The following is a 26,537-nucleotide window of genomic DNA, read 5'->3' on the forward strand; positions in this document are numbered from 1 at the left end:
GGATGAGCGGATATGAGGTGATGAAGCTATTGAGGTACCGGAGATGTGGTGGCGATATGAAGGACTCGTGACGCGAACGTGACGTGACCGGACGGTAACTCTCCGCTCCGGAGTGTCGGCGCGTACGGTGAGAGGGGTCCGGACCAGGGAAGGAGCCGTTGATGACCGGCTGGAACGTGGGCGACATGCCCGGCCTGGACGGACGCGTCGCCGTCGTCACCGGCGCCAACAGCGGCCTCGGCTACGTGGTGGCCCGCGAGCTGGCCCGCAAGGGCGCGTGCGTGGTGCTGGCCTGCCGCAGCGAGTCGCGGGGGAGTGCCGCCGTGGAGCGCCTCCTCGGCGAGGTGCCGGACGCCGCCGTGGAAGTGGCGCGGCTGGACCTCGGGGACCTGGCCTCCGTCCGCGAGTTCGCGTACGGGCTGCCCTACGAGCGGGTCGACCTCCTCGTCAACAACGCCGGGGTCATGGCGCTGCCCCACGGGACGACGTCGGACGGTTTCGAGACGCAGTTCGGCGTCAACCACCTGGGCCACTTCGCCCTCACCGGGCTGCTGCTGCCCACCCTGCTCGCCACGCCGGGCGCCCGCGTCGTGACCGTCTCCAGCTTCATGCACGCGCTGGCCAACATCGATCCGCGCGACCTCAACAACGTACGGCGGTACGGGCGCTGGACCGCCTACGCCCGCTCCAAGTCCGCCAACCTGCTCTTCACCCACGAGCTGGCGCGTCGGCTCGCCGCCCGGGACGGCGCCTCGGACGTGCGCGCGGTCGCCGCCCATCCGGGGTACGCGGAGACGAATCTGCTCACCGCCGGGCCCCGCGCGGAGGGGCGCCGGCTCGCCGAGCGGATGATGCGGCTCGCGAACCGGGTCGTCGCCCAGCCCGCCGAGTCGGGCGCGCTGCCCGTCCTGTACGCGGCGACCGCGCCCGGCGTACCCGCCGACTCCTTCACCGGCCCGTCCTTCGCGATGTGGCGCGGGGAGCCCGCACCGTCCTGGCGGGCTCCCTGGACCACCGACGACGCGATGGGGGAGCGGCTGTGGGCCGCCTCCGAGCGGCTGACGGGTGTCACGTACGAGGCACTGGGGGCCTGAAGCCGGCGCGCTGACGCCCTGGGCTGTTCGACGCGGCGCGCTGACGCCCTGGGCGGTTCAGCGCCGCACCGCCACCGCCGTGAACGTCGTCTCGGGTGTCTGCGGACTGGTGAAGCGCGCGTTGACGAGATAGAGGCGGTCGCCGAAGCGGGCGGCGGTGGCGGGGACGTCGAAGCGGGGGTCGGTGATCGTGCGGCGCAGGGTCGCCCGGCCGGCCCTCGCGTCCAGGTCCCAGACGCTGACCAGGTTGTTCCGGTTCTGCACGACGTACAGCGTGCGGCCGACCCGTACCAGGCCGTCGCCGTTGACCACGTCGTCCGCGCCGACCAGCCGGATCCGGGTGGCGCGGCCGGTCCGGAGGCTGACGCGGTACAGCTCGCCCGCAGCCATCCTGACGACGATCAGTCCGCGCCCGTCGGGGGTGGAGACGACGCCGTTGGCGTTGATGACGTCCGGCGTCTGCTCCCAGTCGCCGGACAGCGGCAGCGTGCGCACGCCGCCGCGCCGGCCGCGCGGGACGCCGTACAGGACGGGCCCGTACGAGTCGGTGAACCAGGCGCGGTCGCCGAGCAGGACCACGTCGTTGACGAAATGACCGGTGGTGCCGGTGAGCTGGTGGGTACGCAGCAGTCTGCCGGTGCGGGCGTCGACGATCCGGGCGGTTCCGCCGCCGCCACCGGCGATGTACAGCAGGCCGTCGTGGTCCAGTTTCAGGCCGATGGCCACGAGGCCCGGACCGCCCTCGTGGACGATCCGGCCCCTGCCGGTGCGCAGGTCGGTGCGGTAGACGGCGCCGTCGGCGCGTGAGCCCATGTAGGCGTAGGGCCCGCGCCCGATGGTGATGCCCTCGGGCAGCCAGCCGTCGGGCAGCGGGAACTCGGTCGGCCACACGGTTGCGGGGGCGGTGGCGGCTTCGGCGGAGCCGGTACCGGCGGCCACCGCCAGCGCGGCGCCGGCGGCACCGCCGAGCAGCGCGCGCCGGGACGGGCGGGGGTGGTGTTTCCGAGTCATGGTGCGGGCCTCCAGGCGAGAAGGGCTTGGGCCTCGATGAAACCCGACCCCCGGGGGGAATTCGAGGCGCCGGCCGGCTTTGGCAGGAAACCGACAGTCGACCCGGGCCATTGGGCCGTCGGCCCGCCGTCCGCCACCAGAACGGTACCCACCCCTCCGCCTCCAGGGGGCCTACGCGGCCGTCACCTCGTACGTCTCCACCCGGACCGCCTCGTCGTCCAGGCACTGCCCGGTCGCCAGGTCGAAGCGCTGCTTGAGCAGCGGGGAGGCGACGAACGGGCGGCCCCGGTGAGTGCCGGTCAGGCCGCGGGAGAGGACCGCCGCCCCGGTGAACGGGTCCCGGTTGCCGATGGCGTACAGCTCACCGTTCCGGTCGCGGAACAGGGCCACCTGGCCGCCGTCCGGCAGCAGGGCCGCGACGCCCCGGCCGGGGAGCAGGGCGCCGAGGTCGCAGGCCGTGAACCAGTCGTCCGTCAGGCGCAGTCGGACCTTGAGGCCGGTCGTCTCGGGTGCCAGGGACTCGGGTGCCAGGGTCATCGCCGGGTGCTTCCTTCCAGGACGTCTTCTTCGCGGTCTTCTTCGAGGTCTTCCTCGGTGGGCCGCAGGCCGATGTTCAGCAGCGGCAGGTCGGGCTTCATCTGGTCGCGTTCGGGCACGAAGCCCACGACCGGGTCGGGGGTGTCGGGCGCGTTCACGAAGGACACGAACCGGGCCAGCTTCTCGGGGTCGTTGATGGTCTCGGCCCACTCGTCGCGGTAGTGCGAGACGTGGGCGGACATCAGCGACTCCAGCTCGTCGCAGATGCCGAGCGAGTCGTGCACGACGACGTCCCGTACGTGGTCCAGGCCGCCCGGGACGCGCTCCAGCCAGGTGGAGGTGCGTTCCAGTTTGTCGGCGGTGCGGATGTAGAACATCAGGAACCGGTCGATCAGGCGGACCAGTTCGGCGTCCGAGAGGTCCTGGGCGAGCAGGTCCGCGTGGCGCGGGGTGGCGCCGCCGTTGCCGCCGACGTAGAGGTTCCAGCCGTTGGAGGTGGCGATCACGCCGAAGTCCTTCGACTGGGCCTCGGCGCACTCGCGGGCGCACCCGGAGACCGCCGACTTGAGCTTGTGCGGCGACCTGAGCCCCCGGTAGCGCAGCTCCAGGTCGATCGCCATCCGGACCGAGTCCTGGACGCCGTAACGGCACCAGGTCTGGCCGACGCAGGACTTCACCGTGCGCAGCGACTTCCCGTACGCGTGCCCGGACTCGAAGCCGGCGTCCACCAGCCGGGCCCAGATCACCGGCAACTGCTCGATGCGGGCGCCGAGCATGTCGATGCGCTGACCGCCGGTGATCTTCGTGTAGAGCCCGAAGTCCCGGGCGATTTCGCCGATGACGATCAGCTTCTCGGGGGCGATCTCGCCGCCGGGGATGCGCGGGACGACGGAGTAGGAGCCGTTCTTCTGGAGGTTGGCCAGGAAGTGGTCGTTGGTGTCCTGGAGGGCCGCCTGCTCGCCTTCCAGGACATAGCCGCTCGCGCCGATCGCCGGGGCGAGGGAGGCGATGATCGAGCCGACCGCCGGCTTGCAGACCTCGCAGCCGTCACCGCCCCGGGCGCCCTCCCGGCCGTGCCGGTCCAGCAGCTCGCGGTAGGAGGTGATCCGCAGGGCGCGGACGATCTCGTACAGCTCCTCGCGGGTCTGGGCGAAGCAGCCGCACAGGCCCTTGTCGACCTCGACGCCGCTCGCCTCCAGCTCGGCGGTGACCAGCTGGCCGAGTACCTTGACGCAGGAGCCGCAGCCGGTGCCGGCCTTGGTGCACTTCTTCACCTCGGGCACGGTGGTGCAGGAGTGCTCCGTCACCGCGCCGCGGATCGTGCCCTTGGTGACGCTGTGGCAAGAGCAGATCACCGCGTCGTCGGGGAGCGCGGACGGGCCCAGCTGGGCCGGGGCCCCGGCACCGGCGGGCAGCACGAGAGACTCGGGGGAGACCGGCGGGACGGAGCCGGTGAAGGCGCGCAGCGTGCCGTACGCCTCCGCGTCGCCGACCAGGATGCCGCCGAGCAGTGTGCCGTCGCGGCCGACGACCAGCTTCTTGTAGAGGCCCGCGCGGGAGTCGGAGTAGACGACGTCCAGGCAGTCCTCGGCGGTGCCGTGCGCGTCGCCGAAGGACGCCACGTCCACGCCGAGCAGCTTCAGCTTGGTGGACAGGTCGGCGCCGGTGAAGGACGCCTCGTCGGCGGCGATGGTCGCGGCCACCGTCTCGGCCTGCTCGTAACCGGGCGCCACCAGCCCGTACACCCGCCCGTCGGACGCCAGGGCGCACTCGCCGATCGCGAACACGTGCGCGTCGGTGACCGTGCGGCACTGCTCGTCGACGCTGATGCCGCCGCGCTCGCCGACCGCCAGACCGCAGTCCCGGGCCAGCTGGTCGCGGGGGCGGACACCGGCGCTGAACACCACGAGGTCGGTGGCGAGTTGGGAACCGTCGGACAGCTTCATGCCGGTGACGGCGCCGTCCTCGCCGGTAAGAATCTCCTGCGTGCCCACTCCCGTGTGGACGGACAGGCCCATGCCCTCGATGGTGCGCAGCAGCGCCGCGCCGCCGCCCTCGTCGACCTGGACCGGCATCAGGCGGGGCGCGAACTCCACGATGTGCGAGGTGAGTCCGAGGCCCTTGAGCGCCCCCGCCGCCTCCAGGCCGAGGAGCCCGCCGCCGACCACCGCGCCGGTCGTCGCGTTCTTCGCGTACTCCTCGATGGCGAGCAGGTCCTCGATCGTCCGGTAGACGAAGCAGCCCTCGGCGTCCTTGCCGGGGACCGGCGGGACGAAGGGGTAGGAGCCGGTGGCCAGCACCAGCACGTCGTACTCGACGACCAGCCCGGAACGGGCGGTCACCTTGCGGGCGTCCCGGTCGACGGTCACCGCCGGGTCGCCGACGCGCAGCTCGATGCCGTGCTCCTCGATGAAGGCCAGGTCGGTCATCGACAGGTCGTCGGGGGTCCTGCCCGAGAAGTACGAGGTGAGCTGGACGCGGTCGTAGGCGGGGCGCGGCTCCTCGCACAGCGCGACCACGCGGTACGTGCCGGTCAGGCCGCGCTCGGCGAGCACTTCGAGGAAGCGCTGGCCGACCATGCCGTGGCCGACGAGCACGATGGTGGGGGTGGGCCCCGGGGTGGCGGTCATCAGGAGCCTCCGTCATTGGTGAGCAGGTGGAGCAGGGGGCCGCCGTCGGACGGGAGCGGCTCTGCTCCCTCCCAGGCGCGCGCGAGCGCGGCGACGGTGCCGAGTTCGCCGACCAGGACCCCGCCGACCAGCCGGTCGTCGCGGACGACGACCTTGCGGTAGGTGCCCCGGGTGGCGTCGGCGAGCTGCACGACGTCGTCGCCGGGGCGGGGGTCGGTCTCGCCGAACGCGGCGAGGTCGAAGGGGCTGTCCGGCCCGAAGGGGCCGCCGGGCCCGGTGAGGGTGAGGCGGGTCAGGGACCGGGTGCCGGTGTAGCGGGCGGCGGTGCCGTCCCCGGCGAGCAGCCCGGCCAGCGCACCGGCCTGTTCGAGGGCGGGCGCGGCCAGCCCGTACACGCGTCCGGCGTGCTGGGCGCAGTCGCCGACGGCGTGGATGTGCGGGTCGGAGGTGCGCAGCTCGTCGTCGACGACCACGCCCTTGCCGACCTCCAGGCCCGCCGCCTGCGCGAGGCCGACGCGCGGCCGGACCCCGCAGGCGAGGACGACCAGGTCGGCGCCGAGGGCGTACCCGTCGGCCAGCTCCACCGACCGCACCGCCCCGCCGACGCTGCGCACGTCGCGTACCCGGCACTCGGTGTGCACCTCGACGCCGAGGCCCTCCAGATGCCGCCGCACGAGCGCGGCGGCGGCCGGGTCGAGCCGGCCCTCCATGAGCCGCTCGGACTGCTGGGCGAGGACGACCTGCGCGCCGCGCACGGCCAGCGCGCGGGCGGCGGACACCCCGAGCAGCCCGCCCCCGACGACGACCGCCCGCACCCCGGGCCGTACCGTCTTGGACAACCCCAGGCAGTCGTCCATCGTCCGGAACGCGTGCACACCCTCGGGCAGCTCGCGGTCCGGGGTGAACAGGCCGCGCAGTGGCGGCAGTACGGCGTTGGAGCCGGTGGCCAGGACCAGCGTGTCGTATGCGATCAGGGAGCCGTCGGCGCACCGGACGGTCCGCCCGGCCCGGTCGATGCCGGTGACCCGGCCGCGCAGCAGCCCGGCGGGCGCCGGCAGGGCGATCACCTCGGGGCCGTACCGTCCGGCCAGCACCTCGGCGAGCAGCACCCGGTTGTACGGCCGGTGCTCCTCGTCGCCGACGACCAGCGCGGGCGTGCCGAGCTCACCGAGCCGCCGGGCGAGCGTGACGCCCGCGAGTCCGGCGCCGATCACCACCACACGCGTATTCGAGGTCATGGCATCGAGCGTGCGGTGCGGGTGTTACCCGGTGGCATCGCGTCTGTTTCCCCGGGGGAACGCTGCCCTCAGCGGGGGCGGGGTGCGGGTGTGAGGGAGTCTCCCGGCCCGCGGGTGTGAGGGAGCCTCCGGGCCCGCGGGCGTGGGGAGCCGCCCGGACTCGGGAACCTCAGAAGACCATCATCTTGATGGACAGGGCATCCATCCCCTCCTTAGGGTCGCGATCATGCCCGACATATCGCTGACCACGGTCGTCCTGCTGTGCCTCGCGGCCCTCGTGGCCGGCTGGATCGACGCCGTGGTCGGCGGTGGCGGACTCCTGCTGCTGCCGGCGCTGCTGCTCGGGCTGCCCGCCGGCACGCCGGCCGCGCACGCGCTCGGCACCAACAAGGCGGTCGCCATCGTCGGCACCACGGGCGCGGCGGTGACGTACGCCCGCAAGGCGCCGGTGGACGTCCGCACCGCCGTACGCATCGGCCTGGCGGCCCTGGCCGGATCGTCCGGCGGGGCCTTCTTCGCCGCCGGGATGAGCACCGAGGTGCTCAAGCCGGTGATCATGGTGGTGCTGCTCGCGGTCGCCGCCTTCGTGATCTTCCGCCCCGCCTTCGGCACCGCCCCCGCCACCGGCCCGGCCGGCCCCCGCCGCATCCTCGCCGCGATCGGCCTCGCGGGCCTCGGCATCGGCTTCTACGACGGCCTCGTCGGCCCCGGCACCGGAACCTTCCTCGTCCTGGCGCTCACCGCCGTCCTCCACCTGGACCTGGTGGCCGCCTCCGCCACCGCCAAGATCGTCAACTGCTGCACCAACGCGGGCGCCCTCGCCACCTTCGCCTGGCAGGGCGCCGTCCTGTGGCAGCTGGCCGCTCTGATGGCCGTCTTCAACCTCGCCGGCGGCATGTTCGGCGCGCACACGGCCCTGAAGAAGGGCAGCGGCTTCGTCCGCGTCGTCCTGCTGACGGTCGTCTTCGCCCTGGTGGCGAACCTGGCCTACGAGCAATGGGTGGCCTAGGCCGTGTATCGAAAGTGCTGGTCACAGCGACTCGTTGGTAGCTGCGACCAGCACGGTCGCCTCGTAGCGGACGGCGAGCTTGTCGTACCTCGTCGCCACCGCAGGGTGGCGCTTGAGGCGATTGATCCCGCACTCCACCGCGTGGCGCTCTTTTGTGGTCGGCCGCGTCGAACTTCGGTGCCCGGCCACCGTGGGTTCCGCGCTTCTTGCGGTTGGCGATCTGGTCTCGCTTCTCCGGGATCGTGTAGCGGATACCGCGCTTGTGCAGGTAGGCGCGGTTCGCGCGCGGGAGCCGTACGCCTTGTCGGCACGGCCCTGGATGCCCAGGCCGTCTCAGGCCGCGATGGTGGTCGGGCGGGCGACGGCCAGTTCTCGCGCTCGAGTGCGGACGTCCTCAACGGCGGGGGAGTCGCATCGGCGGGCCGCGTTCAAAAGGGTGTTCAGGCGGGAGGCGACGAGGGTGGAGTCGATACGGGTGGCGTCATCGAGCGCCTGGTGGGCTGCGGCGATGCCCTTCTCCGGCTCGCCTTCCTCGAACAGAGCTGCCGCCAGACCGATCTGGTCCATGACCTTCACCCGCTCGAATCCCGGCTCACGTAGCCGCAGCGCATCTTGGAAAATGTCGACTGCATGGTTGGTGGAGACTCTTGACCCTGAAGCGGATGCCCGACACCACGCGTTGGGCAGGCAGGCCGATTGCGATCGAGATCCGGTGCGCTGGTAAGGGCGGACGGTGTGGGCGCATCCGAGCCCTCGCTGTGGAGGCGCCACCGGGCAGCGACGCCCTGATGATCGTGACTACCGAAGGCACGACAAGGCAGGAACTGGTGCTGGAGAGCATCGTCCGAGACGATTTCGCCGGAGTGCTTGACGGTTTCCGGTGTGACCAGCAAGGGCACGATCTGTTCCTTGTGGGAACGCCAACCGGGTCGACGACGTGGTCGTCGACGGATCTCGGCGGGAAGACCCGGTCGGTCCGCCAGCGCCTCCACGAAGGCGAGAAGATCGTTACCGGTGGGGTCGGCATGGAGGCCGCCCGGCTTCGCGACGCGTACGAGGAGTACAGAAGGCGCGGTAGAGCCCACACTCAGACTGTAAGGTGGACGGTCGGCGGTCCAGGTACCGCCGAGGTGCCCTCCATCGGCGCCAGAACTCCATAGGTCGCCCGCAGCAGATCAGTTGCAGACACTCACGGTGATGGCAAACCGAGACTCCTGGAGGGGTCTCGATCGTGCTGTCCTCCGAAGGTCTCCTGAAGGCTCCTAAGGGCCGCGCATCACGGCTCATGTTGCTCGCAGTGACCCTCATCGTGGTGCTGCCCGCAGTCTGGTCCCGTAAGGCGGAGCGTCGCGAAGGCGCCCTCGATGTTCTCCGTCTGCTCTTCGGTCTGCCCCAGCCGTCGCCGGACCGCCACACGGAGCAGGGCCACTGGCCCGGCTCCCGGACCTACACTCGCCCCATGACGGCTGATCGGCTCGTCGACACCCTACTGTTCTGGGCGATGGACGAGAGTGAAGGTGACACTACGTGTCACCTTGGGCCCAACATCCATATTTCCCCGGACCGGTTGCCGCTGCCTGGCGAGGCTGCGGTTCAAGAGGCCATTCATAGGTTGGTTTCCCGGGGGTGGGCTCACGTCGGTCCTCGCGGGCGCAACGCTGCTGGTGAGATTGTCTTCTACACCTTGACGTCCGCCGGCGTGCAGGAGGCTGACCGGCGCCGGAGGGTCATCGGCAGCCGACGCGACCGTTTGGTCTATGCAGAGAACGCAATCCTCAACTGGGCATTCGAGACTGCCGAACCTGGGCGTCCGGTGGAACTCCTCGACTTCATCGACTCGGACGTAAACTCCTTTTACGGTAGCCCGCTGACGGCCGCCGAGATCACTGCGGCGTCGAGCAACTTGGTCGGACTGAAGATGCTCAGCACGACTGGTGGTCCGCTGACCGGTGTCTGGTTGGAGCCCGAGGGCTTCGCCTGCGCAATGTCAGGTCAACCAGTCCGCAGTTACATCGAACCGAAATCCCAGCACTTCGAACAGCACATCCACCCGGGTGCCGCAGGAGCGCAAGGCATCGATGTATCGCAGAGGGTGGTCGAGCGGAAATCTGAGGGCTCGTGACGACCGAGGGCACAGCTGACGCGCTGCTGATCTGGCTCAGCACCCGTACCAATAGGTGGGCAGGCGAGTACGTCAGTGTGAAGGAGTTCGCTGGCGACAATGAGACGCTCCCCCAGCGGGCGGAGAAAGCAGCATGGCTACTCCAGGAACGTGGCCATGTCTGGGTGCTGGAGACCTCCGGCTGCTCCGATGTTGCGATCACCGACAGCGGCCTGCGCGAGGCAGATCGGATTCTGGCTGAACGTGACAACCACGGCGCCCGATTCAGTCATGTTCTCGATCAGCTGATTGCCCAGGCGTTCGCGTCACCGGATGGCACTGTCGGTCTGCAGATGTTCGTCGCGACCACGCTCTACCTGGGTGAGCACGTGGACGCTCCAGTGATATTGCGCGCAGCCCGAACCCTGGCTGACTACGGGCTGGCAGTGCTGAGCCCCGCTGATGGCCACTTCAACTCCCTGACACTGACGCCGCGCGGCGAGCTCTGCGCGATGTCCGACAAGAATGCGAGGCAGTACGTGAGTGAGCAGATCTCCGCAGCGGCGGGCCCGGTGTTCAACCAGAACGTCTACGGCGGCACGGCCGCTCAGGGCGTACACGTGACCCAGAACTTTGGTGTTCAGGCCGATCAGCTGGCCGACCTTGTGCGCCAACTCCGTGGCCTCGCCCCGGCGCTTCCGCAGCCCGATCAGGAGGAGTTCCTCTACGACGTCGAGGTGCTCGAGGACGTTGAGCAGACGCCCGAGGCACGGCTGAGCTCGGGACAGCGCATCATGGCTGCGCTGAACACGGCTCCCGGGGCTCAGGCAGCGCTCGCGATCCTGGGGCAGGTGATCGGCGCGCTCGGAGGGTGATCCGCAGGGTGCCCAAGCTGACCTGCCGTCGGTCGGCACCCGGAATGGGGTGCCGACCGACGGTAGGTCGTGCATGGGTGGATTCTCGATCCCGTCAGTCCGTCACTCGCTGACAAGGGGCCAGGGCTCAGCGAGAGTGAGCTTGCCGGTCATGGCAGCGTCGCTGTCCGCGTCAAGGAGGGCCGTGGCGATGCGCTGCCGGAGCTGCGGGTCGGCGACGTCGTCGAGGTTGCGCCAGGCGGCATCGGAGACCTCTTCGGTCTGAAGTTCGCCGATGTCGGCGGTGGTGCGGAAGAGGAACCGGAAGTCGAAGTGCTGGTGGGCGGGCTCGTCCTTGGCAGGGTTCGCGTCGATGGGGTGGACGTCGATGTGGAGGGGGGTCTGGCGGTGCGGGGTGATCACGTGCGGCGGGATGCCGGTCTCCTCGGTGAGCTCGCGGCCGGCGGCCTGAAGAAGGGTGCCGTCGGAGGCTTCGAGGTGGCCGCCGGGCAGCAGCCACTTCTGGGTGACGTTGTGGAGAATATGCAGGATGCGGCTGTCGGGGCCGATGAGGATCGCTCCGGCGGTGACGTGTTCGGGCAGGGTCTTGCGGCTGGTGAGGTCGTCGCCGTCGTCCAGGAGGCCGAGGACGACGCCGAGCTTGGTCTTGGCGTCGGGGTGCTGGTCGAGGTAGGCGGCCAGGGTGGTGCGGATGTGGTCTGCCGTGATGGCCATGGTGATCGCCTGTTGAAGTAGTTGAGCCAGGTCGCCGCAATCGCGGCGCGGTCGGCCGCGGGAACCTCGTAGATGCCGGGGGCGAGGTCTCCGCGGGTGAGCATCCTGATCGCGGCGAGGATCTCGCCCTGGACCAGGAAGATGAACGGCCCAACGCTGGCGCCGTGGATGAAGTTGACGGCGTTGCCGTTGTTTGCCAGATAGAAGTAGTGGCCGGTGGTCTGATAGCGGGTGATGTGGTCACCGACCTGCGCGCGGGTGTAGACGTCGGGGAGGCCGGCGAGGTCGAGTTCGTCCTCGCTGGAAGTGACGGTGGCGATGTAGGTGCCGTTGCGGAGGTGGGCGAAGTCCTCGCCCCGCAGGGAGACCGCTCCGGTCGCGCAGAGGACCAGGCCGGCGCCGGTCAGGGCGGCCTCGCGGTTGCGGGCGACAGCGAAGCCCTGGGAGAGGGCCTGGGTGCGGCGGACGGGGTCTATGTCGAAAACGGTGACCTGGACGCCCTTGGCGTGCAGGAGCCGGGCGATCGAGGAGCCGAGCTTGCCGAAGCCGATCACGAGGGCGGGGCGGCCGTGGAGGATGTCGCCGCGTCCGCGCATGACGGCCTCGGTGGAGAAGACCACGGACTGGCCGACGAGGAAGTCCTCCGGGTCCTTCAGCGGGGACCGGGCGACTGAGATGACGGGGCAGGGCAACTTGTCGAGGTCCTCGTAGCGGCGGTGGCCATTCTCGGTGTCCTCGATCACCCCGGCGAGCCGGCCGGTGAAGCGGCTGTGGGCCTCGGCGAGGCTGGGGGCGAAGTAGCCGCCTACGTCCAGCAGGCAGACCGTCTCGTCTGCGGCCCGGGACTCGAGGTAGTCCAGGGCGGTGTCGTCGTCGGTGAACAGCTCGAGGGTGAGGGTATCGACCGGAACGGCCTGCTCGACCTCGCGCTTGGCGGCCGGGTGGATGGACTTCGGCTTGGGCAGCACCGCGGTGAGCCGGGTCATCGCGGCGACCGCGCGAACGAACGCGGGACGCTCGGCGAGCAGGTGCGTGATCAGGAACGACGCGGTCTGCTCACCCGGGTCGAACTGGGTGGCGATCCGGGCGAAGTAGGCGTCCAGCCGGGCGCGTTCGAAGATTTCCATGACAGTTACCTCTCATCCGTTCCGGCCGGGCCGTGCGAGGAGATGTGGGTTCAGCGGGTGCGGGCGCGTCCGAACAGCAGCCGGTCGGCTGCGAGGACGGCGTCCAGGTAGGTGTCGACCTGGGCGGCGTCAGCGGACTGCGGCAGCGGGTCCAGGCCGAGCAGGAGGATCGCCTCGCCGTTGCGGGCGAGTAGTTCGGTCCAGGACCGGCGGGTGGGCAGCCGCAGTCGGCGGGAGGCGCCGGGGATGCGCAGCAGCACCTGGTCGCCGACGGTCTGAAGGCAGGGCTCCAGCTCCGGGACGACCTCCCGGGCGCCGGTCAGGCCACCGAGGGCGGCGGACAGCCGCCGCATCCTGGCCTCGGCCGTCTCGGTGGTGCCCGAGCCGGTCAGGGCAGTGGTGTGGGTGATCAGGATGTGCGCGATTTCGCCCCCGTCCGGGCGGGTGCCGGGCCAGGTCCAGGCGGCGAGCGACACCAGCAGCCGCAGCTCGGGGCAGGGCGGGGTGAGAAGGACGCTCATGGGGTCGTGCCTTCCGCAGTCTTGAAGCAGGACCAGACGACCTTCCCGAACGGGGTGCGGCCGTGGACTCCCCAACCGTCGGCGAGCGCGTCCACCAGGACCAGGCCGCGTCCGGAGGTGTCCGTGCTGGCGGCTTGGCGGGCCTGGGGGTGCTGGCTGCGGCTGTCGTGCACTTCCAGGCGTACAACTTCGTCGTCGATGTCGAGCTTGACCAGGAAGCCGCGGCCGGGGGCGGTGCCGTGGACCAGCGCGTTGGTGACGAGCTCGGAGACGCAGAGCCGGATGTCCTCGGCGCGGTCGGGCAGGCCCCAGTCCGTCAGGGCCTCGGAGGCGAAGGACCGTGCCTGGCCGACCGACTCGGGCCGGGCCTCGAAGAACCGCTGGGTCGTCTTGGTCATCACGGTCCTCATGACTCGGCGTCCAGGACGCGGGTGGTGCCGGAATGGCGGCGGCGGACGGGGCCGCTGCGGGAGACGGAGTGGTGGGTGGTGCGGGGCTTGCGGACCAGCAGCAGCCGCGAGCCGACCGCCTCGATCCGGCGCCCGCGTTCAGCGGCTATGGCCTTCGGCCCCAGGTGCGACATGGCCGGGGCGATCACGCCATAGACGTCCGGCAGCGCGAGCACGTCCAGCAGCCCGGTGAACGCCGCCGACGCCGGCCCGGCGGCCGCGTCGCGGTCGGTGAAGACGCCGGACAGCTGCAGCTCGTGGCTGCGACAGTACTCGGCGAGCGAGGTGACCAGCGCGTCCTGCCGTGCTCGGGAGACCCGCACCAGCCGCATAAAGCCGTAAACGACCGGGCCACTGACCGGGCGATGCTCCGTGAGGGGTTCCATGCTCAGGACCGTCCAAAAGGCTCGTCAAGTGGTGACGTCTTAAGCGTGTCGTCCGGGCAACTCGCGGCCAATCACCAGCCGTTCTACTTCCGTTCCACTTCTGTCCCGCTGCCTGCACGGATCTGCTTCGATGACCGGTGGAAGGGAGCGACGCGTGGCGACCGTGCACCACTGGACCGGCCTGGAGGCCAAGGCCCTGCGGCTCGCCCTGCGACTGAGCGTGCGGGCCTTCGCCCAGCAGCTCGGCCTGGCGGTCGCGACTGTATCCAAGTGGGAGTCCAAGCTCGCCGACACCGAACCCAGACCCGACACCCAGGCCATCCTCGACACGGCTCTCGGCCGCGCGGACGCCGCCGTCCACCTGCGGTTCGAAACGCTCCTGTCCGAGATGACCAGCCCGCTGACCACTCCCCGGCGGCGTGTCACCACCTCCGGCCCCCGGGCCTGGGAGTACGAATCCTGGGCCGACGACCTCGACCGTGTGGTGGTCGCCCTGTCCCGGCAGAACTTCGCCTTCGCCGACAGCCTCCTCACCCGGTGGCTCGGCCGGTTCAAGGCCCCCGAGCTGGACGAGAAGGGCCTGTATCTCTTCGCCCGCTCCACCGCCCTGCTCGGCGACCTGAGGCGCGACCAGGGCGTCGTCCTGGGCCCGCTGTCCGCCCAGCACTCCTATGCCGGCGCCCGCGCGGTCTTCACCCAGCTCGACATCCCCCGCCGCGTCGCCCAGCTTGACCTGTCCCTCGCCGTGGTCACCGAGATGTCCGGGAAGCTGGAGATCGCCGCCCGCAACTACGAAACCCTCGCCGTCGACGACCGGCTCTCCCGCCGCGACCGGGCCAGGGCCTGGCTGTGGGTGGGGACTGCGCTGAGCAAGGACGGCCAGCACGACTATGCGACCCGCGTCATGCAGGCCGCGACCCGCGACTTCGAAGACCTCACCGAACCGGACGACTGGTCGGTGGCCCACCAGAAACTCGCCCTCGCCCGCCGCGGCGCCGGCGACCTCACCCAGGCCCTGCACTTCATCGACATCGCCCGCAACAGCGGGACCACCGAATCACCGATGCAACGCGTGCGACTGGACACCGCTCATGGCCACATCCTGCTCTCCGACACGGCTACCCGGGATGATGGACACCTCGTCCTCGACCAGGCCGCCCAGGTGGCCGCGCAGTACGGACTCGTGCACCAACTGCGCAGTATTGAGGGCATCAAGACCATGAGCGAGGGGCCGACCGGCCCCCGGCAACGGTGACCAGGGAGAACGCGTGAGCAACGACCAGCAGGCCATCACTGAGGACCAGTGGCGCCAGGCCAAGCTGATCTGGGACTACCACCAGATGCAGCACGAGCTGAGGCCCGTCAACGTGGCGATCGGGCTGGGCAGCCACGACCTCGGCGTCGCCGCCCATGCCGCCGAGCTGTATCGCTCTGGGCTCTTCCCGACCCTGGTGTTCACCGGTGGCAACAGCCCCACCACTGCCAAGGTCTTCCCGCGCGGTGAGGCCGTCCACTTCCGCGAGCACGCCATCGACCTCGGCGTCCCCGCCGAGGCGATCCTGCTCGAGTCGAACGCGGCGAACACAGGGCAGAACATCACCCTCTCGCGTGAGGTCCTCGCCGCCGCCGGCATCCACCCCAAGACGGTGCTGCTGGTCTCTAAGCCCTATATGGAAAGGCGGTCGTTCGCGACCGCCCGCAAGCTGTGGCCCGACGTCGAGATTCTGTGTGCGTCGGAGCCGCTGGAGTTCGACGACTACCTGAAGTCAATCGGCGACGAGAAGCTCGTCCTGGACATGCTCGTCGGCGACCTCCAGCGGGTCATCGAGTATCCGAAGCTCGGATTCGCCATCGAGCAACAGGTCCCGAAGGACGTGCATGCCGCGTACGAATCCCTCATCCGCGACGGCTTCACCAGTCGCCTCATCGCCTCGTGACCTGCCTGCCCCTGGCGGGCTGTGCGCGATCCACCAGCCCAACGTGTTCCCGAGGCTGACGACGCTGGCCAAGCTGTTCGCGGCGGACTACTGGATCGTCCTGGACGACGTGCAGTTCACCCGCCGCGACTACCAGCACCGAGCCCGTCTCGCCGACCTCGATGCCCCGGCCCGTCAGCAGTGGCTCACCATCCCCACCCACCTCCCGGACGGGCGGTCCACCCTCATCCGGGACGCCGTGATCGACGACCCCGCCCTGGCCCGCTGCCGGACCGCCGGGATGCTGCCGCAGCACTATGGCGCCAGCCCCCACTGGCCCGCCCTCGCGAAGGCCCTGGACCCCGTGCTGGACGCGTTCACCACCGGACGGACCGCGGCCGTCGCCCAGATGTCCCCCCGCGTCTTGCTGGACCTGATCGGCTGGCGGGACCAGATCCTCACCAGCAGCCGTCTGACCGTCCGTCCGGGCCGATCCGTCCGGCTCGCCGACCTGGCCGCCGCGACCGGCGCCCGCACCTATCTGTGTGGGACCGGCGGCATGAGCTATCTCGATCCGGATACGTTCGCGGCCCAGAACGTCGCCGTGACCCCGTTCCGGCCACTGGCATCTGGTCCTCCGGTCGCCGCCTCAGTTCCCTGTGGGCCCTGGCAGCACTCTGCCCGGACGCCACGGCCGCCCGCATCCGGACTCTCGCCGCCGACCAATGCCGTCTGCAGACGGCAGCCTGAGCGAGCCGTCCCCCCTCCTCGAGGCGGGGGACCTACCACCGAACGTCCCCAATCGCGTACGACTCGGTGAGCGACGTGCGCGGTTCAGGAGTTCTCCCGCCGGATCATCTCCCGCAGGCTGGTCCGGGCGGCTGCCAGATCCTCCTCGGCCTCCTCCAGCTTCTGGGCCAGTTCGGAGTTCTCCCGCCTCAACGCGTCGCGTTCAGTGGCAAGCAGCTGATACTGGCGAGTCAGCTCCTCGATGCGGGCCACCAGATCCCCAGCGGCGGCCTGGTCGAGTTGCTGGCCGAGCTGCCTGCGCAAGGCGCCCTTGAGTCTGTCTCGCTCGCCACGAAGCGTGGTGATCTCCTGCCGGGCACCGCAGAGTGCGGTTCGAGGTAGTGGCTGAACTTGGTCAGCCGGACGTACGCCAGGTTGGAGCGGACGCGGTTTTCCCGCAGTTCCAGGCCGACGTTGGCGGCGTCGAGGGCACCGTCCAGGTCCCGAGCGGCCAGCCGCGCTGTTGTGAGGCGGCCGGAGCGGACGGCTCGATCGCGCGGGACTGCTTGGTCCACTTCGGCCACACCGGCCGTGGCGGCTCCCTCGGCTTCGCCGACCTGGAGCACGGCATCACTTTCGAGTACGTGACGAACCACATCATGAGCGGGTCCGACGATGTGCGCGCGGCCTCGCTGACCGAAGCGGTCAGAAAGGCGCTGGCGTGAGTGCCGAGGCCGACGTCGAAAGGCAGGCCACGCCCCATGCAGGCCATGTGCGAGACAGTCTGGCCGGTGCTGCGGCACAGCGCTCACGGAGACCTGGAGACGTCGCGATGTCGGCATGGTGCGGGCGTGCCCGACGGCCTCGAATTGGAGAGGGGCGGCGCGGCCTAGCCCGCCGCTCCCCGCCGCAGGTCCAGCAGTTCCACCGCCCCGGTCGTGTCCTCCTCCCCGTGCCCCTCGGCGAGCCACCGCTCCAGCAGTGCCGCGTACGGCCTCAGCAGTTCGGCGCTCACCCCCTGCTCCTCGGCCGTGCGCAGCAGCGTCGCGTTGCCCGCCACCTGCATGGCGAGGTTGGAGACGACGTCCTTGCCGTAGTCGCCGCTCTCGAGTTGCTCGGCGGCCAGGTGCGCGGAGCCGGACATCGCGCCGAGCCACGACACCAGCAGCGGCGCGAAGTCCTTCGGGGCGATGTCCTCGGGGCGGATCAGCGCGAAGGCGTGCGCGATGCCCGCGAACATGCCGCTCATCGCGCTCAGCAGCGCCACGTCGTACAGCGCCGCGAAGCCCGCGTCCTCGCCCACGTAACGGGTGCCGGCCGGGACGGCGAGGGTGGTGCCGTGCTCCTCGAAGAGGGCGGGGGAGCCGCTGTAGAAGACGTATGCGCCGGAGCCGGGGCCCCCGATCATCGGCGGTACGGCCATGATCCCGCCGGCCAGGAAACGGGCCCCGCGCTCCTGCGCCCACGTGGCGCGGGCGCGGCCCTCGGCGGGCGTCCCGGTGGTGAGGTTCACCAGGTCCCGCCCGGTCAGGTCGGTCCCGTCGAGGGCTTCGCCGACCGAGGCGTCGTCGAGCAGGCAGGCGATCACCAGGCGGTTCGCGGCCACCGCCTCGGCCGCGCTCGCGGCGACCGTCGCGCCGTCGGCGGCGAGGGCCTCGGCGCGGGCCGGGGTGCGGTTCCAGACGGTCACGGGATGTCCGGCGGCGAGCCAGGCGCGGACCAGGGCGGCGCCCATGGCGCCGGTGCCGAGGACGGTGAGCGGAATAGGGGCGGTGGAAGTCTTGTCAGTCATGAGGATCAGACTCTGCCCGGAGCGACGGCCACTCAAGTACGTACTTGGAAGTGGGTGGTTACTCCTGGGGAAGAGTGCAGGCAGTGGGCGGGGACGGGGTGACGGGTGTGGGCGCGGTACGGCGGCCGGGGGCGTACGTCTGCGGGGTGGACGCGGCGATGGACGTGATCGGCGGGAAGTGGAAGGTAGTGATCCTGTGGGCGCTCGGCGAAGGGATGCACCGCTTCGGTGCGCTGCGCCGCGCGCTGCCGGGTGTGACGGAGAAGGTGCTCACCGCGCAGCTGCGGGAGCTGGAGGCTGCCGGCATCGTGCACCGCGAGGAGTACTGCGAGGTGCCACCGCGCGTCGAGTACTCGCTGACCGCCCGGGGTGTCGCCCTCAACGAGGCGTTGGCGCCGCTCGGCGCGTGGGGGAAGGCGAACGTGCTGAACGGCTCACCGGCTGCCGGTGGGGCGGACGGAGACGACCACGTCTCCCCGGCACCGGTGCCGGTGCCGGTACCGGTACCGGTGTCGCGTGAGTAGCCGCCGCGGGTGATGACCGCGGTGCGCGCCGCGTCGCCGTGACGTCGGCGGCTGGCCCCGCCCGCGGGACCGGCGGCCGTACGGCGCGAGCGGGGCAGTGCCTCGTACGGGCGTGGCCGGTCCGAGCGGCACACCCGGCGGTCGACCCGCGGTGACGTGAACCACACGGGCGGGCTAGGCTCCGGCGCCGCTCCACAGAGACCGGCCGGTGCTGGGCTCGGGGCGCGGCCGGGCGGACACGGCGCCGCCGGCAGGCCGCGCCGCCGTACCGCCCGCTCAGCGGCTGCCCGTCAGGTGGGCGTACACGACGACGTTGCCCTGGTAGCCCGTCGTACGTGAGTAGTCGCCGCCGCAGGTGATGACGCGCAGTTCGGGCCGGTTCGCCGCGCCGTACACCTTCTCGTCGGGGAAGTCCTTCGCGGCGTACACCTCCACCGCGTCCACGGTGAACACCGCGACGGCGCCGTCGCGCCGGTCGACCTCGATCGTGGCGCCCTTCTCCAGGGCGCCGAGCCGGTAGAAGACGGCGGGGCCCTCGGCGTTGTCGACGTGCCCGGCGACGATCGCGGTGCCCGTCTCACCGGGGGTGGTGCCGGCCTCGTACCAGCCGGCGAGGTTCTCCTCCTCGGCGGGCGGCACGTCGAGGCTGCCGGACGGCGTCAGGCCGAGGCCCGTCGTCGGGGCGTCCACGCCGATCGCCGGGACGCGGATGCGGTCGGGCGGGGAGGGCGGCAGCGCCGGTGCGGCGGCGGCCTCGCCGGCCTGCCCGGTGCGGGCCTGCGCGGCGGAGGGCTGCGGCGGGGCATCGGTGCGGGCGCCGCCGGCGAGCAGCCAGGTCCCGGAGCCGAGGGCGACCGCGGTGACGGCGGCTATCGCGGTGTTGCCGACCCTGCGCATGATGTCCCCTTCTTTCTCCGCCCCTCTGATCCGTCCCTCCGAAAGGCCCCCTGCCCCCTCCGGGCCGCGAGGGGCGTCGGACCCGGAGGGGGTGGGGAAGTGCGGTACCGGCAGGCGGGCAGCGGAGGGTGCCCGTCAGATCCCGTCGCCTCTCGCCCGGCGATGCAGGAGCCAGGTACCGCCCGCGGCGGCGACGGCCAGAGCCGCCACACCCGCCGCGGTCTGCACGGGATCGGGGCCAAGAGCGCCGCCGACCCCCGTCTTCACGCTTCCCTTGGGGTACACCTGCTCACGGGCGGAGGTCAGCGTGACCACCAGGTCGCCCGTCACCCGCAGGTCGCTCCCACCACAGGTCGCGACGATCTCGTACGTCCCCGGCTGCGCGCTCGGCGGCACCTCGAAGCGGCCGACCGTCTCGCCCTCGTCGGTACCCGGCGCCAGCGGGAACGTACCGGCGCCCACCGCGCTGGCGTCACCCGCCGCCGAGCCGCCCTCGCCGCACGCCGTCGTGGTCACCATGGCCCGCTCGCCCGGCACGACCGAGGCCGGGCGCACCTCCAAGCCGCCGGTCACCGCCGCCTCCCCGGCGTACACGGGCCCGGCGTCCACGGAGCCGGCGTCCACGGGGTCGGCGTACACGGGCGCCTGTGCGGCGAGGCCGACGGCCGCGGCGGCGAGCGCGGTACCGGTCAGCAGGCGGGCGGTACGTCGCATCGGTGCTCCTTTGACCTCTTCTGACCTCTTCGGTGGCCCCTTGCCCTACCGAGGTAAGTCGCACTGGGCGCGGCCCGCTCCCCGAGAACGCGCCGGGAATGGGATGAACGGGTGTCGGCCGCGTGCCGGGAGGCTCCACCGCGGAGACCGTTTCGGCAGGTCACCGGCGTGCGGCGGGCATCCTGGGAAAAGATCCCGAAGGGGGGCGGGCTGCGGGGGTGAACGGGTGAGGAGTGCCTCCGAACGGGCTCGCCGGCGCCGCGCTTGACCTCAAGCAAACTTGAGGTATCAGGCTGTCCCGCATGAACCCAACGACCGCTCCACTCCGTGTGACCCTGCTCGTCGGCAGCAACCGCCACGGCCGCTTCGGCCCCGTCGTCGCCGACTGGCTCCTGGACCGTCTCCGGGCCCACCCCGGCCTGGTCCCGGAGGTGCTGGACGTCGCCGGGACCGACCTGCCCACGACCTTCGCCACGACCCCGGAGGCGACCGCCGCGCTGGCGGAGATCACCCCCAAGCTGGCGGGCGCGGACGCGTTCGTCGTCCTCACCCCCGAGTACAACCACTCGTTCCCGGCGGGCCTGAAGAACGTCATCGACTGGCACTTCAGCGAGTGGCGGGCCAAGCCCGTCGGCCTCGTCTCCTACGGCGGTCTGGCCGGCGGCCTGCGCGCCTCGGAGCACCTGCGCCAGGTCTTCGCCGAACTCCACGCCGTCACCGTCCGCGACACCGTCTCCTTCCACAACGCGGGCGCCTTGTTCGACGACGGGGGCAGGCTCCGGGACCCGTCGGGACCGGACGCGGCGGCGAAGACGATGCTCGACCAGCTGGTGTGGTGGGGGCGGGCCCTGCGGGAGGCGAAGGAGCGGCGGCCGTACGACGACGTGTGAGACCCACGCCCGCAGACGGCACGGACGGCAGGCGGCACGGACGGCACGCCCGCAGACGGCACGGACGCCGCGACGTCCGGTCGGGCGTCAGGCCACCGCCTCCACCCGTACCGCGCACACCTTGAACTCCGGCATCCGTGACGTCGGGTCGAGGGCCGGGTTGGTCAGGGTGTTGGCGCGGCCCTCGCCCGGCCAGTGGAAGGGCATGAACACGGTGTCGGGGCGGATGCCGGCCGTGACGCGGGCCGGTGCCACGGCCCGGCCGCGCCGGGAGACGACGGCCACCGGATCGCCCTCGGCCACCCCCAGCCGCGCCGCCAGCCGGGGGTGCAGCTCCACGAAGGGGCCCGGCGCGGCGGCGTTCAGCTCGTCCACGCGCCGGGTCTGCGCGCCCGACTGGTACTGCGCCACCACCCGCCCGGTGGTCAGCAGCACCGGATACTCCTCGTCCGGCTCCTCGGCGCTCGGCCGGTGCGAGACGGGCGCGAACCTGGCCCGGCCGTCGTCGGTCGCGAAGCGGTCGAGGAAGAGGCGGGGGGTGCCCGGATGCCGATCCCCTCCCGCCCCGGCGGTCTCCTCCGGCGCCGGACACGGCCAGAACACCCCGCCCTCCTCGGCCAGCCGCCGGTAGTCGATCCCCGAGTAGTCCGCCGGGCCGCCCGCGCTCGCCCGGCGCAGCTCCTCGAAGACCTCCTCGGGCTCGGTGGGGAAGCCCTTCTCCACGCCCAGCCGGCCGGCCAGCCCGTGCAGCACCTCCAGGTCGCTGCGGACCCCGTCCGGCGGGCCGATCGCGCGCCGCCGCAGCAGCACCCGCCCCTCCAGGCTGGTCATGGTCCCCGACTCCTCGGCCCACTGCGTCACCGGCAGCACCACGTCCGCCAGCGCCGCCGTCTCGGAGAGCACCACGTCGCACACGGCGAGGAAGTCCAGCGACCGCAGCCGCTCCTCGACGTGGGCCGCGCGGGGCGCCGACACCACCGGGTTGGAGCCCATCAGCAGCAGCGACCTGATGCCCGTGCCCAGCGCGTCCAGCAGTTCGTAGGCGCTGCGCCCCGGCCCCGGCAGCGAGTCCGGGTCCACGCCCCACACCTCGGCGACGTGCCGCCGCGCCGCCGGGTCGGTCAGCCTGCGGTAGCCGGGCAACTGGTCGGCCTTCTGCCCGTGTTCGCGTCCGCCCTGCCCGTTGCCCTGTCCGGTCAGACAGCCGTACCCGGACAGGGGGCGCCCGGCCCGCCCGGTCGCCAGGCACAGGTTGATCCACGCGCCCACCGTGTCCGTGCCCTTGGCCTGCTGCTCGGGCCCGCGCGCGGTCAGCACCATCGCGGCCTCCGGCGCGCAGAACATCCGTACCGCCTCCCGCAGTTCGGGTACGGACACCCCGGTGATCCGCTCCACGTACTCCGGCCAGTGCCCCATCGCCGCCGCCCGCGCCTCCTCCCAGCCGGCCGTGCGCTCCTCGACGTACCGCTCGTCCACCCGCCCCTCGGCGACGACCAGGTGGAGCATGCCCAGTGCGAGGGCGAGGTCGGTGCCCGGCCTCGGCGCCAGGTGCAGGTCGGCCTGCTCGGCGGTCCTGGTGCGGCGCGGGTCGACGACGATGAGGGTGCCGCCGTTCTCGCGCAGCTCGGTGAAGTACCGCAGGGACGGCGGCATCGTCTCCGCCGGGTTCGACCCGACGAGGATCACGCACCCGGTCCTCGGGATGTCCTCCAGCGGGAACGGCAGCCCCCGGTCCAGGCCGAACGCCCTGACGCCGGCCGCCGCCGCCGACGACATGCAGAACCGCCCGTTGTAGTCGATCTGCGAGGTGCCCAGTACCACCCGGGCGAACTTGCCCAGCGTGTACGCCTTCTCGTTGGTCAGCCCGCCCCCGCCGAACACCCCGAGCGCGTCCGCGCCGTGCTCCGCCCGGGTGCGGGCCAGGTTCCCGGCGACCCGGCCCAGGGCCTCGTCCCATGAGGCCGGCACCAGCGTGCCCTCGGCGGAACGCATCAACGGCGAGGTCAGCCGGGCGCTCGACGCGAGCACCGCCGGTGCCGTACGCCCCTTGCCGCACAGCGCGCCCCGGTTCACCGGGAAGTCGACGCGCTCGCTCACCTCGACGGTCCCGTCGGCGGCGGGCGTCAGGTTCATCCCGCACTGCAGGGCGCAGTACGGGCAGTGGGTGGGCGTGGGCGTGGCGGTGTTCGGCATGCCGGTGTTCTGCATGCCGTCCAGCGTGCGTCACCCGTGTTACGCGACCGGGCGGCGCTGTGTTACGCCGCCGGGACGGCGACCTCCCCGCCGCCCTCCGGTCACGGTGAGGGGCGCGTCACCGCTCACCGGCCAGGTCCAGGGCCCGCGCCACCCCCGGCTCCCTCGGTCCGAGGAACGTGGGATCCGGCTCGAACACCGCGTCCAGCGCCGCCTTCCCCGCCGCGAGGATCTCCCGGGCGCCCCCGTAGTACCAGGTCAGGTCGTGTCTGTCGTCGACCCCGACGCCGTACGACGCCACCCCCGCCTCCTGGCACAGCGCCACCGCCCGCCGGATGTGGAAGCCCTGGCTGATCAGGACCGCCCGGTCCACGCCGAAGATCTTCTTCGCGCGGACGCAGGAGTCCCAGGTGTCGAAGCCCGCGTAGTCGCTGACGATCCGCCCGTCGGGCACCCCGTGCCGGACCAGGTAGGCCCGCATGGCGTCCGGCTCGTCGTACTCCTCGCGGCTGTTGTCGCCGGTGACGAGGACCACCTCGATCCGGCCCGCGCGGTACAGCTCGGCCGCCGCGTCCAGGCGGTGCGCGAGGTACGGCGACGGCTCGCCCTCCCACAGCCCGGCGCCGAAGACGACGGCGACCTCGGTGCGGGGCACGTCGGCCGTCGTGCGCAGCCGGTCGCCGGTCACCACGTGCAGCCACGTCGCCGGCAGCAGGCCCAGCACGCACCCGGCCACCACCGCCCGGATCAACCGCCGCTGCCCCTTGCGGGTGCGTGGCAGGCGTGGTCTGCGAAGTCTCGGGCGGCGCATCGGACGGTTCCCTCCCCGGTCGGTCCTGCTCTCAGGGACGTACCTGGGAGCCGTCCGGTTCGCCGCCCCCTCACACCAGGGCCCGGGCGGCCTGCCGGACCGACGGAAAACCCCTGTGACACCGACGCAACGGAAAGGCAACGTCCCGCCCCCACCATCGGTGCATGACGGTGATGACAGCGGTGGGCAGGACGAGCACGGCGAACCACCCCGGCGGCACCCCCGCCCTGGTCGTCGTCGCCCACGGCAGTCGCGACCCGCGCGCCCTGAGCACCGTACGGGCCCTCCTCGACCGGGTCCGCGCACTGCGCCCCGCCCTGCCGGTGCGCCTCGGGCACATCGAGCTGAACGAGCCCCGGCTGCCCGGCACGCTCGCCGCCCTCGGAGACGGGGACGCCGTCCTGGTGCCGCTCCTGCTGAGCCGCGGCCACCACGTCAAGCAGGACATCCCCGAGATGGCCGCGGCGGCAGCCGCCCGCACCCGCGTGGCCGCCCCACTCGGCCCGCACCCCCTCCTGGTGGACGCCCTGCACGACAACCTCCTGGAGGCCGGCTGGCCCCTCCACGCCCCGCGGGACGTCGCGGTCGTCCTCGCCGCCGCGGGCTCCCGCGACCCGGAGTCCAGGACCGACACGGACCGCATGGCGGTGCTCCTGTCCACCCGCCTCGGCGTCCCGGTGGTCCCGGCCTACGCCTCGGCGGCGGCTCCGACGGTGCCGGAGGCCGTGGACGCGCTGACCGCCCGGGGCTGCCGAGGGGTGGCGGTCGCCTCGTACTTCACGGCCCCGGGCCGCTTCTCGACGGAGTGCCTGGCGCAGGCGCCGTGGATCGCATCCGCCCCCCTGGGCGTCCACCCGGCGATGGCCCGCCTGCTCCTGCACCGCTACGACCAGGCACTGATGGCAGGCGGCGGGAACAACGCGTCGGAAGGGGCGCGGGAGGTGTCGAGGTGCGACTCCGCCGCGAGTGCGCGACCGGCCCTCCAGGCACCCGCACTCGCCCGATGACAGCACCCGGCAGACGCGCAGGCGGCCCAACTGTCACACCTTCCCCTTACTGTGCATGGCATGGAAGGCACCGCACCCCCACCCGCACCCCCGTACGACCCGTCGTCGGTCGCCCGCTACGCCCCGGAGCCGGACAAACGCCCCGGCCGTACCGCCTTCCAACGCGACCGCGCCCGCATCCTGCACTCCTCGGCCCTGCGCCGCCTCGCCGGCAAGACCCAGGTCGTCACGCCGGGAGAGCGCAGCCCGGTCTGGGACGCCAGCCCCCGCACCCGCCTCACGCACTCCCTGGAATGCGCCCAGGTCGGCCGCGAACTCGGCGCCGCCCTCGGCTGCGACCCCGACCTCGTCGAGGCCGCCTGCCTCGCCCACGACCTGGGGCATCCGCCCTTCGGCCACAACGGCGAACAGGCACTGAACGAGTTCGCCGAGGACTGCGGCGGATTCGAGGGCAACGCCCAGTCACTGAGGCTCCTCACCCGTATCGAGCCCAAGCGGTTCACCGAGGACGGCTCCGTCGGCCTCAACGTCACCCGCGCCACCCTCGACGCCGCCACCAAGTACCCGTGGCCCCGCGGCGCCCACCCCACCGACCCGGCCTCGCCCAAGTTCGGCGTGTACGACGACGACCGGCCGGTCTTCGAATGGCTCCGCAAGGACGCACCCGGCGCCCGCACCTGCTTCGAGGCCCAGGTCATGGACTGGGCCGACGACGTGGCGTACTCCGTGCACGACGTCGAGGACGGCCTGCACGCCGGCCACGTCGACCCGAACTGCCTGCTCGCCGACCCCGAGCGCGAGGCCGTCTTCGCGGTCGCCGTCGGCCGCTACGTCCCGGCCGGCACCGACCACGCCGAACTCGCCGCCGGCCTCGACCGCCTCCTCGCCCAGGACTGGTGGCCGCACGGCTACGACGGCTCGGCCGTCGCCCAGGCCCGGCTGAAGGACGCCACCAGCCAGCTCATCGGCCGCTTCTGCCTCGCCGCCGAGACCGCCACCCGGGCCGCGCACGGGGACGGTCGGCTCACCCGGTACACCGCCGAACTGGTAGTACCGCGCGCCACCCGCGTGGAGTGTGCCGTCCTCAAGGCGGTCGCCGTCCGCTACGTCATGCAGCGCACCGAGCAGGAGCGGCTCCGCGCCGACCAGCGCGTCGTCGTCGCCGAACTGGCCGAGGCGCTCACCGCCCGCGCCCCGGACGGCCTCGACCCCCAGTTCCGCGCCCTGTTCGACACCGCCGCCGACGACCGCGCCCGCAAACGGGTGATCGTCGACCAGATCGCCTCCCTCACCGACGCCTCGGCCCGCTCGCTTCACGCCCGGCTGACGGGGCATCCATGAGACTGACGGGACGGGACAGGTGTGTCCCGGC

General features: G+C 71.9%; 27 protein-coding genes and 2 pseudogenes. 13 read left to right on the top strand and 16 right to left on the bottom strand.

All coding sequences use genetic code 11. The features are described 5' to 3' along the window. Positions 1 to 161: 161 nt before the first annotated feature. On the top strand, positions 162 to 1,094 hold the full coding sequence (locus ABEA26_RS12630) for an oxidoreductase (RefSeq protein ID WP_345591987.1): 933 nt from the start codon (positions 162 to 164) through the stop codon (positions 1,092 to 1,094). A gap of 57 nt (positions 1,095 to 1,151) precedes the next feature. On the opposite strand, the gene ABEA26_RS12635 is transcribed toward ABEA26_RS12630, so the two are convergent. From ABEA26_RS12635 to ABEA26_RS12650, 4 genes are all read right to left on the bottom strand, one after another. Continuing rightward, entirely contained in the window at positions 1,152 to 2,105 is a 954-nt protein-coding gene (locus ABEA26_RS12635; RefSeq protein ID WP_345591989.1) for an SMP-30/gluconolactonase/LRE family protein, read from the bottom strand. A gap of 171 nt (positions 2,106 to 2,276) precedes the next feature. Then, positions 2,277 to 2,642 carry a nitrite reductase small subunit NirD gene (nirD, locus tag ABEA26_RS12640; RefSeq protein WP_345591990.1) on the bottom strand — a complete coding sequence of 122 codons (366 nt, stop codon included), beginning with the start codon at positions 2,640 to 2,642 and terminating at the stop codon, positions 2,277 to 2,279. After that, complete coding sequence (nirB, locus tag ABEA26_RS12645; protein WP_345591991.1) at positions 2,639 to 5,272, bottom strand: nitrite reductase large subunit NirB; 2,634 nt, start codon at positions 5,270 to 5,272, stop codon at positions 2,639 to 2,641. Before nirB ends, nirD begins: the two co-directional genes overlap by 4 nt. Next, positions 5,272 to 6,510: an NAD(P)/FAD-dependent oxidoreductase gene (locus tag ABEA26_RS12650; protein ID WP_345591993.1), complete on the bottom strand. Its 1,239-nt coding sequence runs from the start codon at positions 6,508 to 6,510 to the stop codon at positions 5,272 to 5,274. The genes nirB and ABEA26_RS12650 overlap by 1 nt, the downstream gene beginning before the upstream one ends. Positions 6,511 to 6,736: 226 nt before the next feature. On the opposite strand from ABEA26_RS12650, the gene ABEA26_RS12655 reads away from it, so the two are divergent. After that, positions 6,737 to 7,519, top strand: a complete 783-nt coding sequence (locus ABEA26_RS12655; RefSeq protein WP_345591995.1) for a sulfite exporter TauE/SafE family protein — start codon at positions 6,737 to 6,739, stop codon at positions 7,517 to 7,519. 333 nt (positions 7,520 to 7,852) lie between these two features. On the opposite strand, the gene ABEA26_RS12665 is transcribed toward ABEA26_RS12655, so the two are convergent. Continuing rightward, positions 7,853 to 8,086 (bottom strand): hypothetical protein, encoded by a 234-nt coding sequence (locus ABEA26_RS12665; protein ID WP_345591997.1) that lies wholly within the window; start codon positions 8,084 to 8,086, stop codon positions 7,853 to 7,855. Positions 8,087 to 8,181: 95 nt separating this feature from the next. Between ABEA26_RS12665 and ABEA26_RS12670 the strand changes: the two genes are divergently transcribed. The 3 genes from ABEA26_RS12670 to ABEA26_RS12680 all read left to right on the top strand — a co-directional run bounded on the left by ABEA26_RS12670 (position 8,182) and on the right by ABEA26_RS12680 (position 10,495). After that, entirely contained in the window at positions 8,182 to 8,679 is a 498-nt protein-coding gene (locus ABEA26_RS12670; RefSeq protein ID WP_345591999.1) for a hypothetical protein, read from the top strand. Between the two features lie 137 nt (positions 8,680 to 8,816). Further along, positions 8,817 to 9,641 carry a hypothetical protein gene (locus ABEA26_RS12675; protein ID WP_345592000.1) on the top strand — a complete coding sequence of 275 codons (825 nt, stop codon included), beginning with the start codon at positions 8,817 to 8,819 and terminating at the stop codon, positions 9,639 to 9,641. Next, positions 9,638 to 10,495, top strand: a complete 858-nt coding sequence (locus ABEA26_RS12680) for a hypothetical protein (RefSeq protein WP_345592002.1) — start codon at positions 9,638 to 9,640, stop codon at positions 10,493 to 10,495. The genes ABEA26_RS12675 and ABEA26_RS12680 overlap by 4 nt, the downstream gene beginning before the upstream one ends. Positions 10,496 to 10,597: 102 nt before the next feature. Here the strand turns inward: ABEA26_RS12680 and ABEA26_RS12685 are convergent, their stop codons facing one another. The 5 genes and pseudogenes from ABEA26_RS12685 to ABEA26_RS12705 form a co-directional block, all read right to left on the bottom strand. Continuing rightward, positions 10,598 to 11,209, bottom strand: coding sequence for an NUDIX hydrolase (locus ABEA26_RS12685; RefSeq protein ID WP_345592004.1), 612 nt, complete (start codon positions 11,207 to 11,209; stop codon positions 10,598 to 10,600). A gap of 8 nt (positions 11,210 to 11,217) precedes the next feature. Then, a pseudogene (locus ABEA26_RS12690) lies at positions 11,218 to 12,336 on the bottom strand (adenosylhomocysteinase); the annotation flags it as partial. Between the two features lie 50 nt (positions 12,337 to 12,386). Continuing rightward, positions 12,387 to 12,857, bottom strand: a complete 471-nt coding sequence (locus ABEA26_RS12695; RefSeq protein ID WP_345592006.1) for a hypothetical protein — start codon at positions 12,855 to 12,857, stop codon at positions 12,387 to 12,389. Further along, positions 12,854 to 13,255 carry an ATP-binding protein gene (locus ABEA26_RS12700; protein WP_345592007.1) on the bottom strand — a complete coding sequence of 134 codons (402 nt, stop codon included), beginning with the start codon at positions 13,253 to 13,255 and terminating at the stop codon, positions 12,854 to 12,856. Before ABEA26_RS12700 ends, ABEA26_RS12695 begins: the two co-directional genes overlap by 4 nt. An 8-nt stretch (positions 13,256 to 13,263) precedes the next feature. Then, the gene (locus ABEA26_RS12705) at positions 13,264 to 13,692 is read right to left on the bottom strand and encodes a hypothetical protein (RefSeq protein ID WP_345592009.1); all 429 of its coding nucleotides are present in this window, start codon (positions 13,690 to 13,692) and stop codon (positions 13,264 to 13,266) included. 154 nt (positions 13,693 to 13,846) lie between these two features. Between ABEA26_RS12705 and ABEA26_RS12710 the strand changes: the two genes are divergently transcribed. From ABEA26_RS12710 to ABEA26_RS12720, 3 genes are read left to right on the top strand one after another with little or no spacing between them, the layout of a single operon-like run. Beyond that, on the top strand, positions 13,847 to 14,947 hold the full coding sequence (locus ABEA26_RS12710) for a helix-turn-helix domain-containing protein (protein WP_345592011.1): 1,101 nt from the start codon (positions 13,847 to 13,849) through the stop codon (positions 14,945 to 14,947). A 13-nt stretch (positions 14,948 to 14,960) separates the two neighbouring features. Beyond that, complete coding sequence (locus tag ABEA26_RS12715) at positions 14,961 to 15,629, top strand: YdcF family protein (RefSeq protein ID WP_345592013.1); 669 nt, start codon at positions 14,961 to 14,963, stop codon at positions 15,627 to 15,629. A gap of 43 nt (positions 15,630 to 15,672) precedes the next feature. Next, positions 15,673 to 16,428 carry a WbqC family protein gene (locus ABEA26_RS12720; RefSeq protein ID WP_345592015.1) on the top strand — a complete coding sequence of 252 codons (756 nt, stop codon included), beginning with the start codon at positions 15,673 to 15,675 and terminating at the stop codon, positions 16,426 to 16,428. A gap of 14 nt (positions 16,429 to 16,442) precedes the next feature. On the opposite strand, the gene ABEA26_RS12725 is transcribed toward ABEA26_RS12720, so the two are convergent. Further along, on the bottom strand, positions 16,443 to 16,661 hold the full coding sequence (locus ABEA26_RS12725) for a hypothetical protein (RefSeq protein WP_345592017.1): 219 nt from the start codon (positions 16,659 to 16,661) through the stop codon (positions 16,443 to 16,445). A gap of 251 nt (positions 16,662 to 16,912) precedes the next feature. On the opposite strand from ABEA26_RS12725, the pseudogene ABEA26_RS12730 reads away from it, so the two are divergent. Next, positions 16,913 to 17,062, top strand: a pseudogene (locus tag ABEA26_RS12730) (serine hydrolase); the annotation flags it as partial. A gap of 164 nt (positions 17,063 to 17,226) precedes the next feature. Here the strand turns inward: ABEA26_RS12730 and ABEA26_RS12735 are convergent. After that, the gene (locus tag ABEA26_RS12735) at positions 17,227 to 18,129 is read right to left on the bottom strand and encodes an NAD(P)-dependent oxidoreductase (protein WP_345592018.1); all 903 of its coding nucleotides are present in this window, start codon (positions 18,127 to 18,129) and stop codon (positions 17,227 to 17,229) included. Between the two features lie 107 nt (positions 18,130 to 18,236). Here ABEA26_RS12735 and ABEA26_RS12740 point away from each other — a divergent pair, with 107 nt between their 5' ends. Next, on the top strand, positions 18,237 to 18,653 hold the full coding sequence (locus ABEA26_RS12740; RefSeq protein WP_345592043.1) for a winged helix-turn-helix transcriptional regulator: 417 nt from the start codon (positions 18,237 to 18,239) through the stop codon (positions 18,651 to 18,653). Positions 18,654 to 18,929: 276 nt separating this feature from the next. Here ABEA26_RS12740 and ABEA26_RS12745 read toward each other — a convergent pair whose 3' ends face one another. Further along, the gene (locus tag ABEA26_RS12745) at positions 18,930 to 19,550 is read right to left on the bottom strand and encodes a class F sortase (protein WP_345592019.1); all 621 of its coding nucleotides are present in this window, start codon (positions 19,548 to 19,550) and stop codon (positions 18,930 to 18,932) included. Positions 19,551 to 19,685: 135 nt separating this feature from the next. Further along, positions 19,686 to 20,264 carry a hypothetical protein gene (locus ABEA26_RS12750; RefSeq protein WP_345592021.1) on the bottom strand — a complete coding sequence of 193 codons (579 nt, stop codon included), beginning with the start codon at positions 20,262 to 20,264 and terminating at the stop codon, positions 19,686 to 19,688. Positions 20,265 to 20,566: 302 nt separating this feature from the next. Between ABEA26_RS12750 and ABEA26_RS12755 the strand changes: the two genes are divergently transcribed. Beyond that, positions 20,567 to 21,154, top strand: a complete 588-nt coding sequence (locus ABEA26_RS12755; RefSeq protein ID WP_345592023.1) for an NADPH-dependent FMN reductase — start codon at positions 20,567 to 20,569, stop codon at positions 21,152 to 21,154. 87 nt (positions 21,155 to 21,241) lie between these two features. On the opposite strand, the gene ABEA26_RS12760 is transcribed toward ABEA26_RS12755, so the two are convergent. Then, complete coding sequence (locus tag ABEA26_RS12760) at positions 21,242 to 23,347, bottom strand: molybdopterin oxidoreductase family protein (RefSeq protein ID WP_345592045.1); 2,106 nt, start codon at positions 23,345 to 23,347, stop codon at positions 21,242 to 21,244. A 118-nt stretch (positions 23,348 to 23,465) separates the two neighbouring features. After that, entirely contained in the window at positions 23,466 to 24,158 is a 693-nt protein-coding gene (locus ABEA26_RS12765; protein WP_345592025.1) for a SanA/YdcF family protein, read from the bottom strand. 173 nt (positions 24,159 to 24,331) lie between these two features. On the opposite strand from ABEA26_RS12765, the gene ABEA26_RS12770 reads away from it, so the two are divergent. Further along, entirely contained in the window at positions 24,332 to 25,165 is an 834-nt protein-coding gene (locus ABEA26_RS12770; RefSeq protein ID WP_345592047.1) for a sirohydrochlorin chelatase, read from the top strand. 60 nt (positions 25,166 to 25,225) lie between these two features. Next, on the top strand, positions 25,226 to 26,506 hold the full coding sequence (locus tag ABEA26_RS12775) for a deoxyguanosinetriphosphate triphosphohydrolase (RefSeq protein WP_345592027.1): 1,281 nt from the start codon (positions 25,226 to 25,228) through the stop codon (positions 26,504 to 26,506). Positions 26,507 to 26,537 lie beyond the last annotated feature (31 nt).

The organism is Streptomyces marokkonensis, from assembly GCF_039539045.1.
In the GTDB taxonomy this organism is placed as follows: Bacteria; Actinomycetota; Actinomycetes; order Streptomycetales; family Streptomycetaceae; genus Streptomyces; species Streptomyces marokkonensis.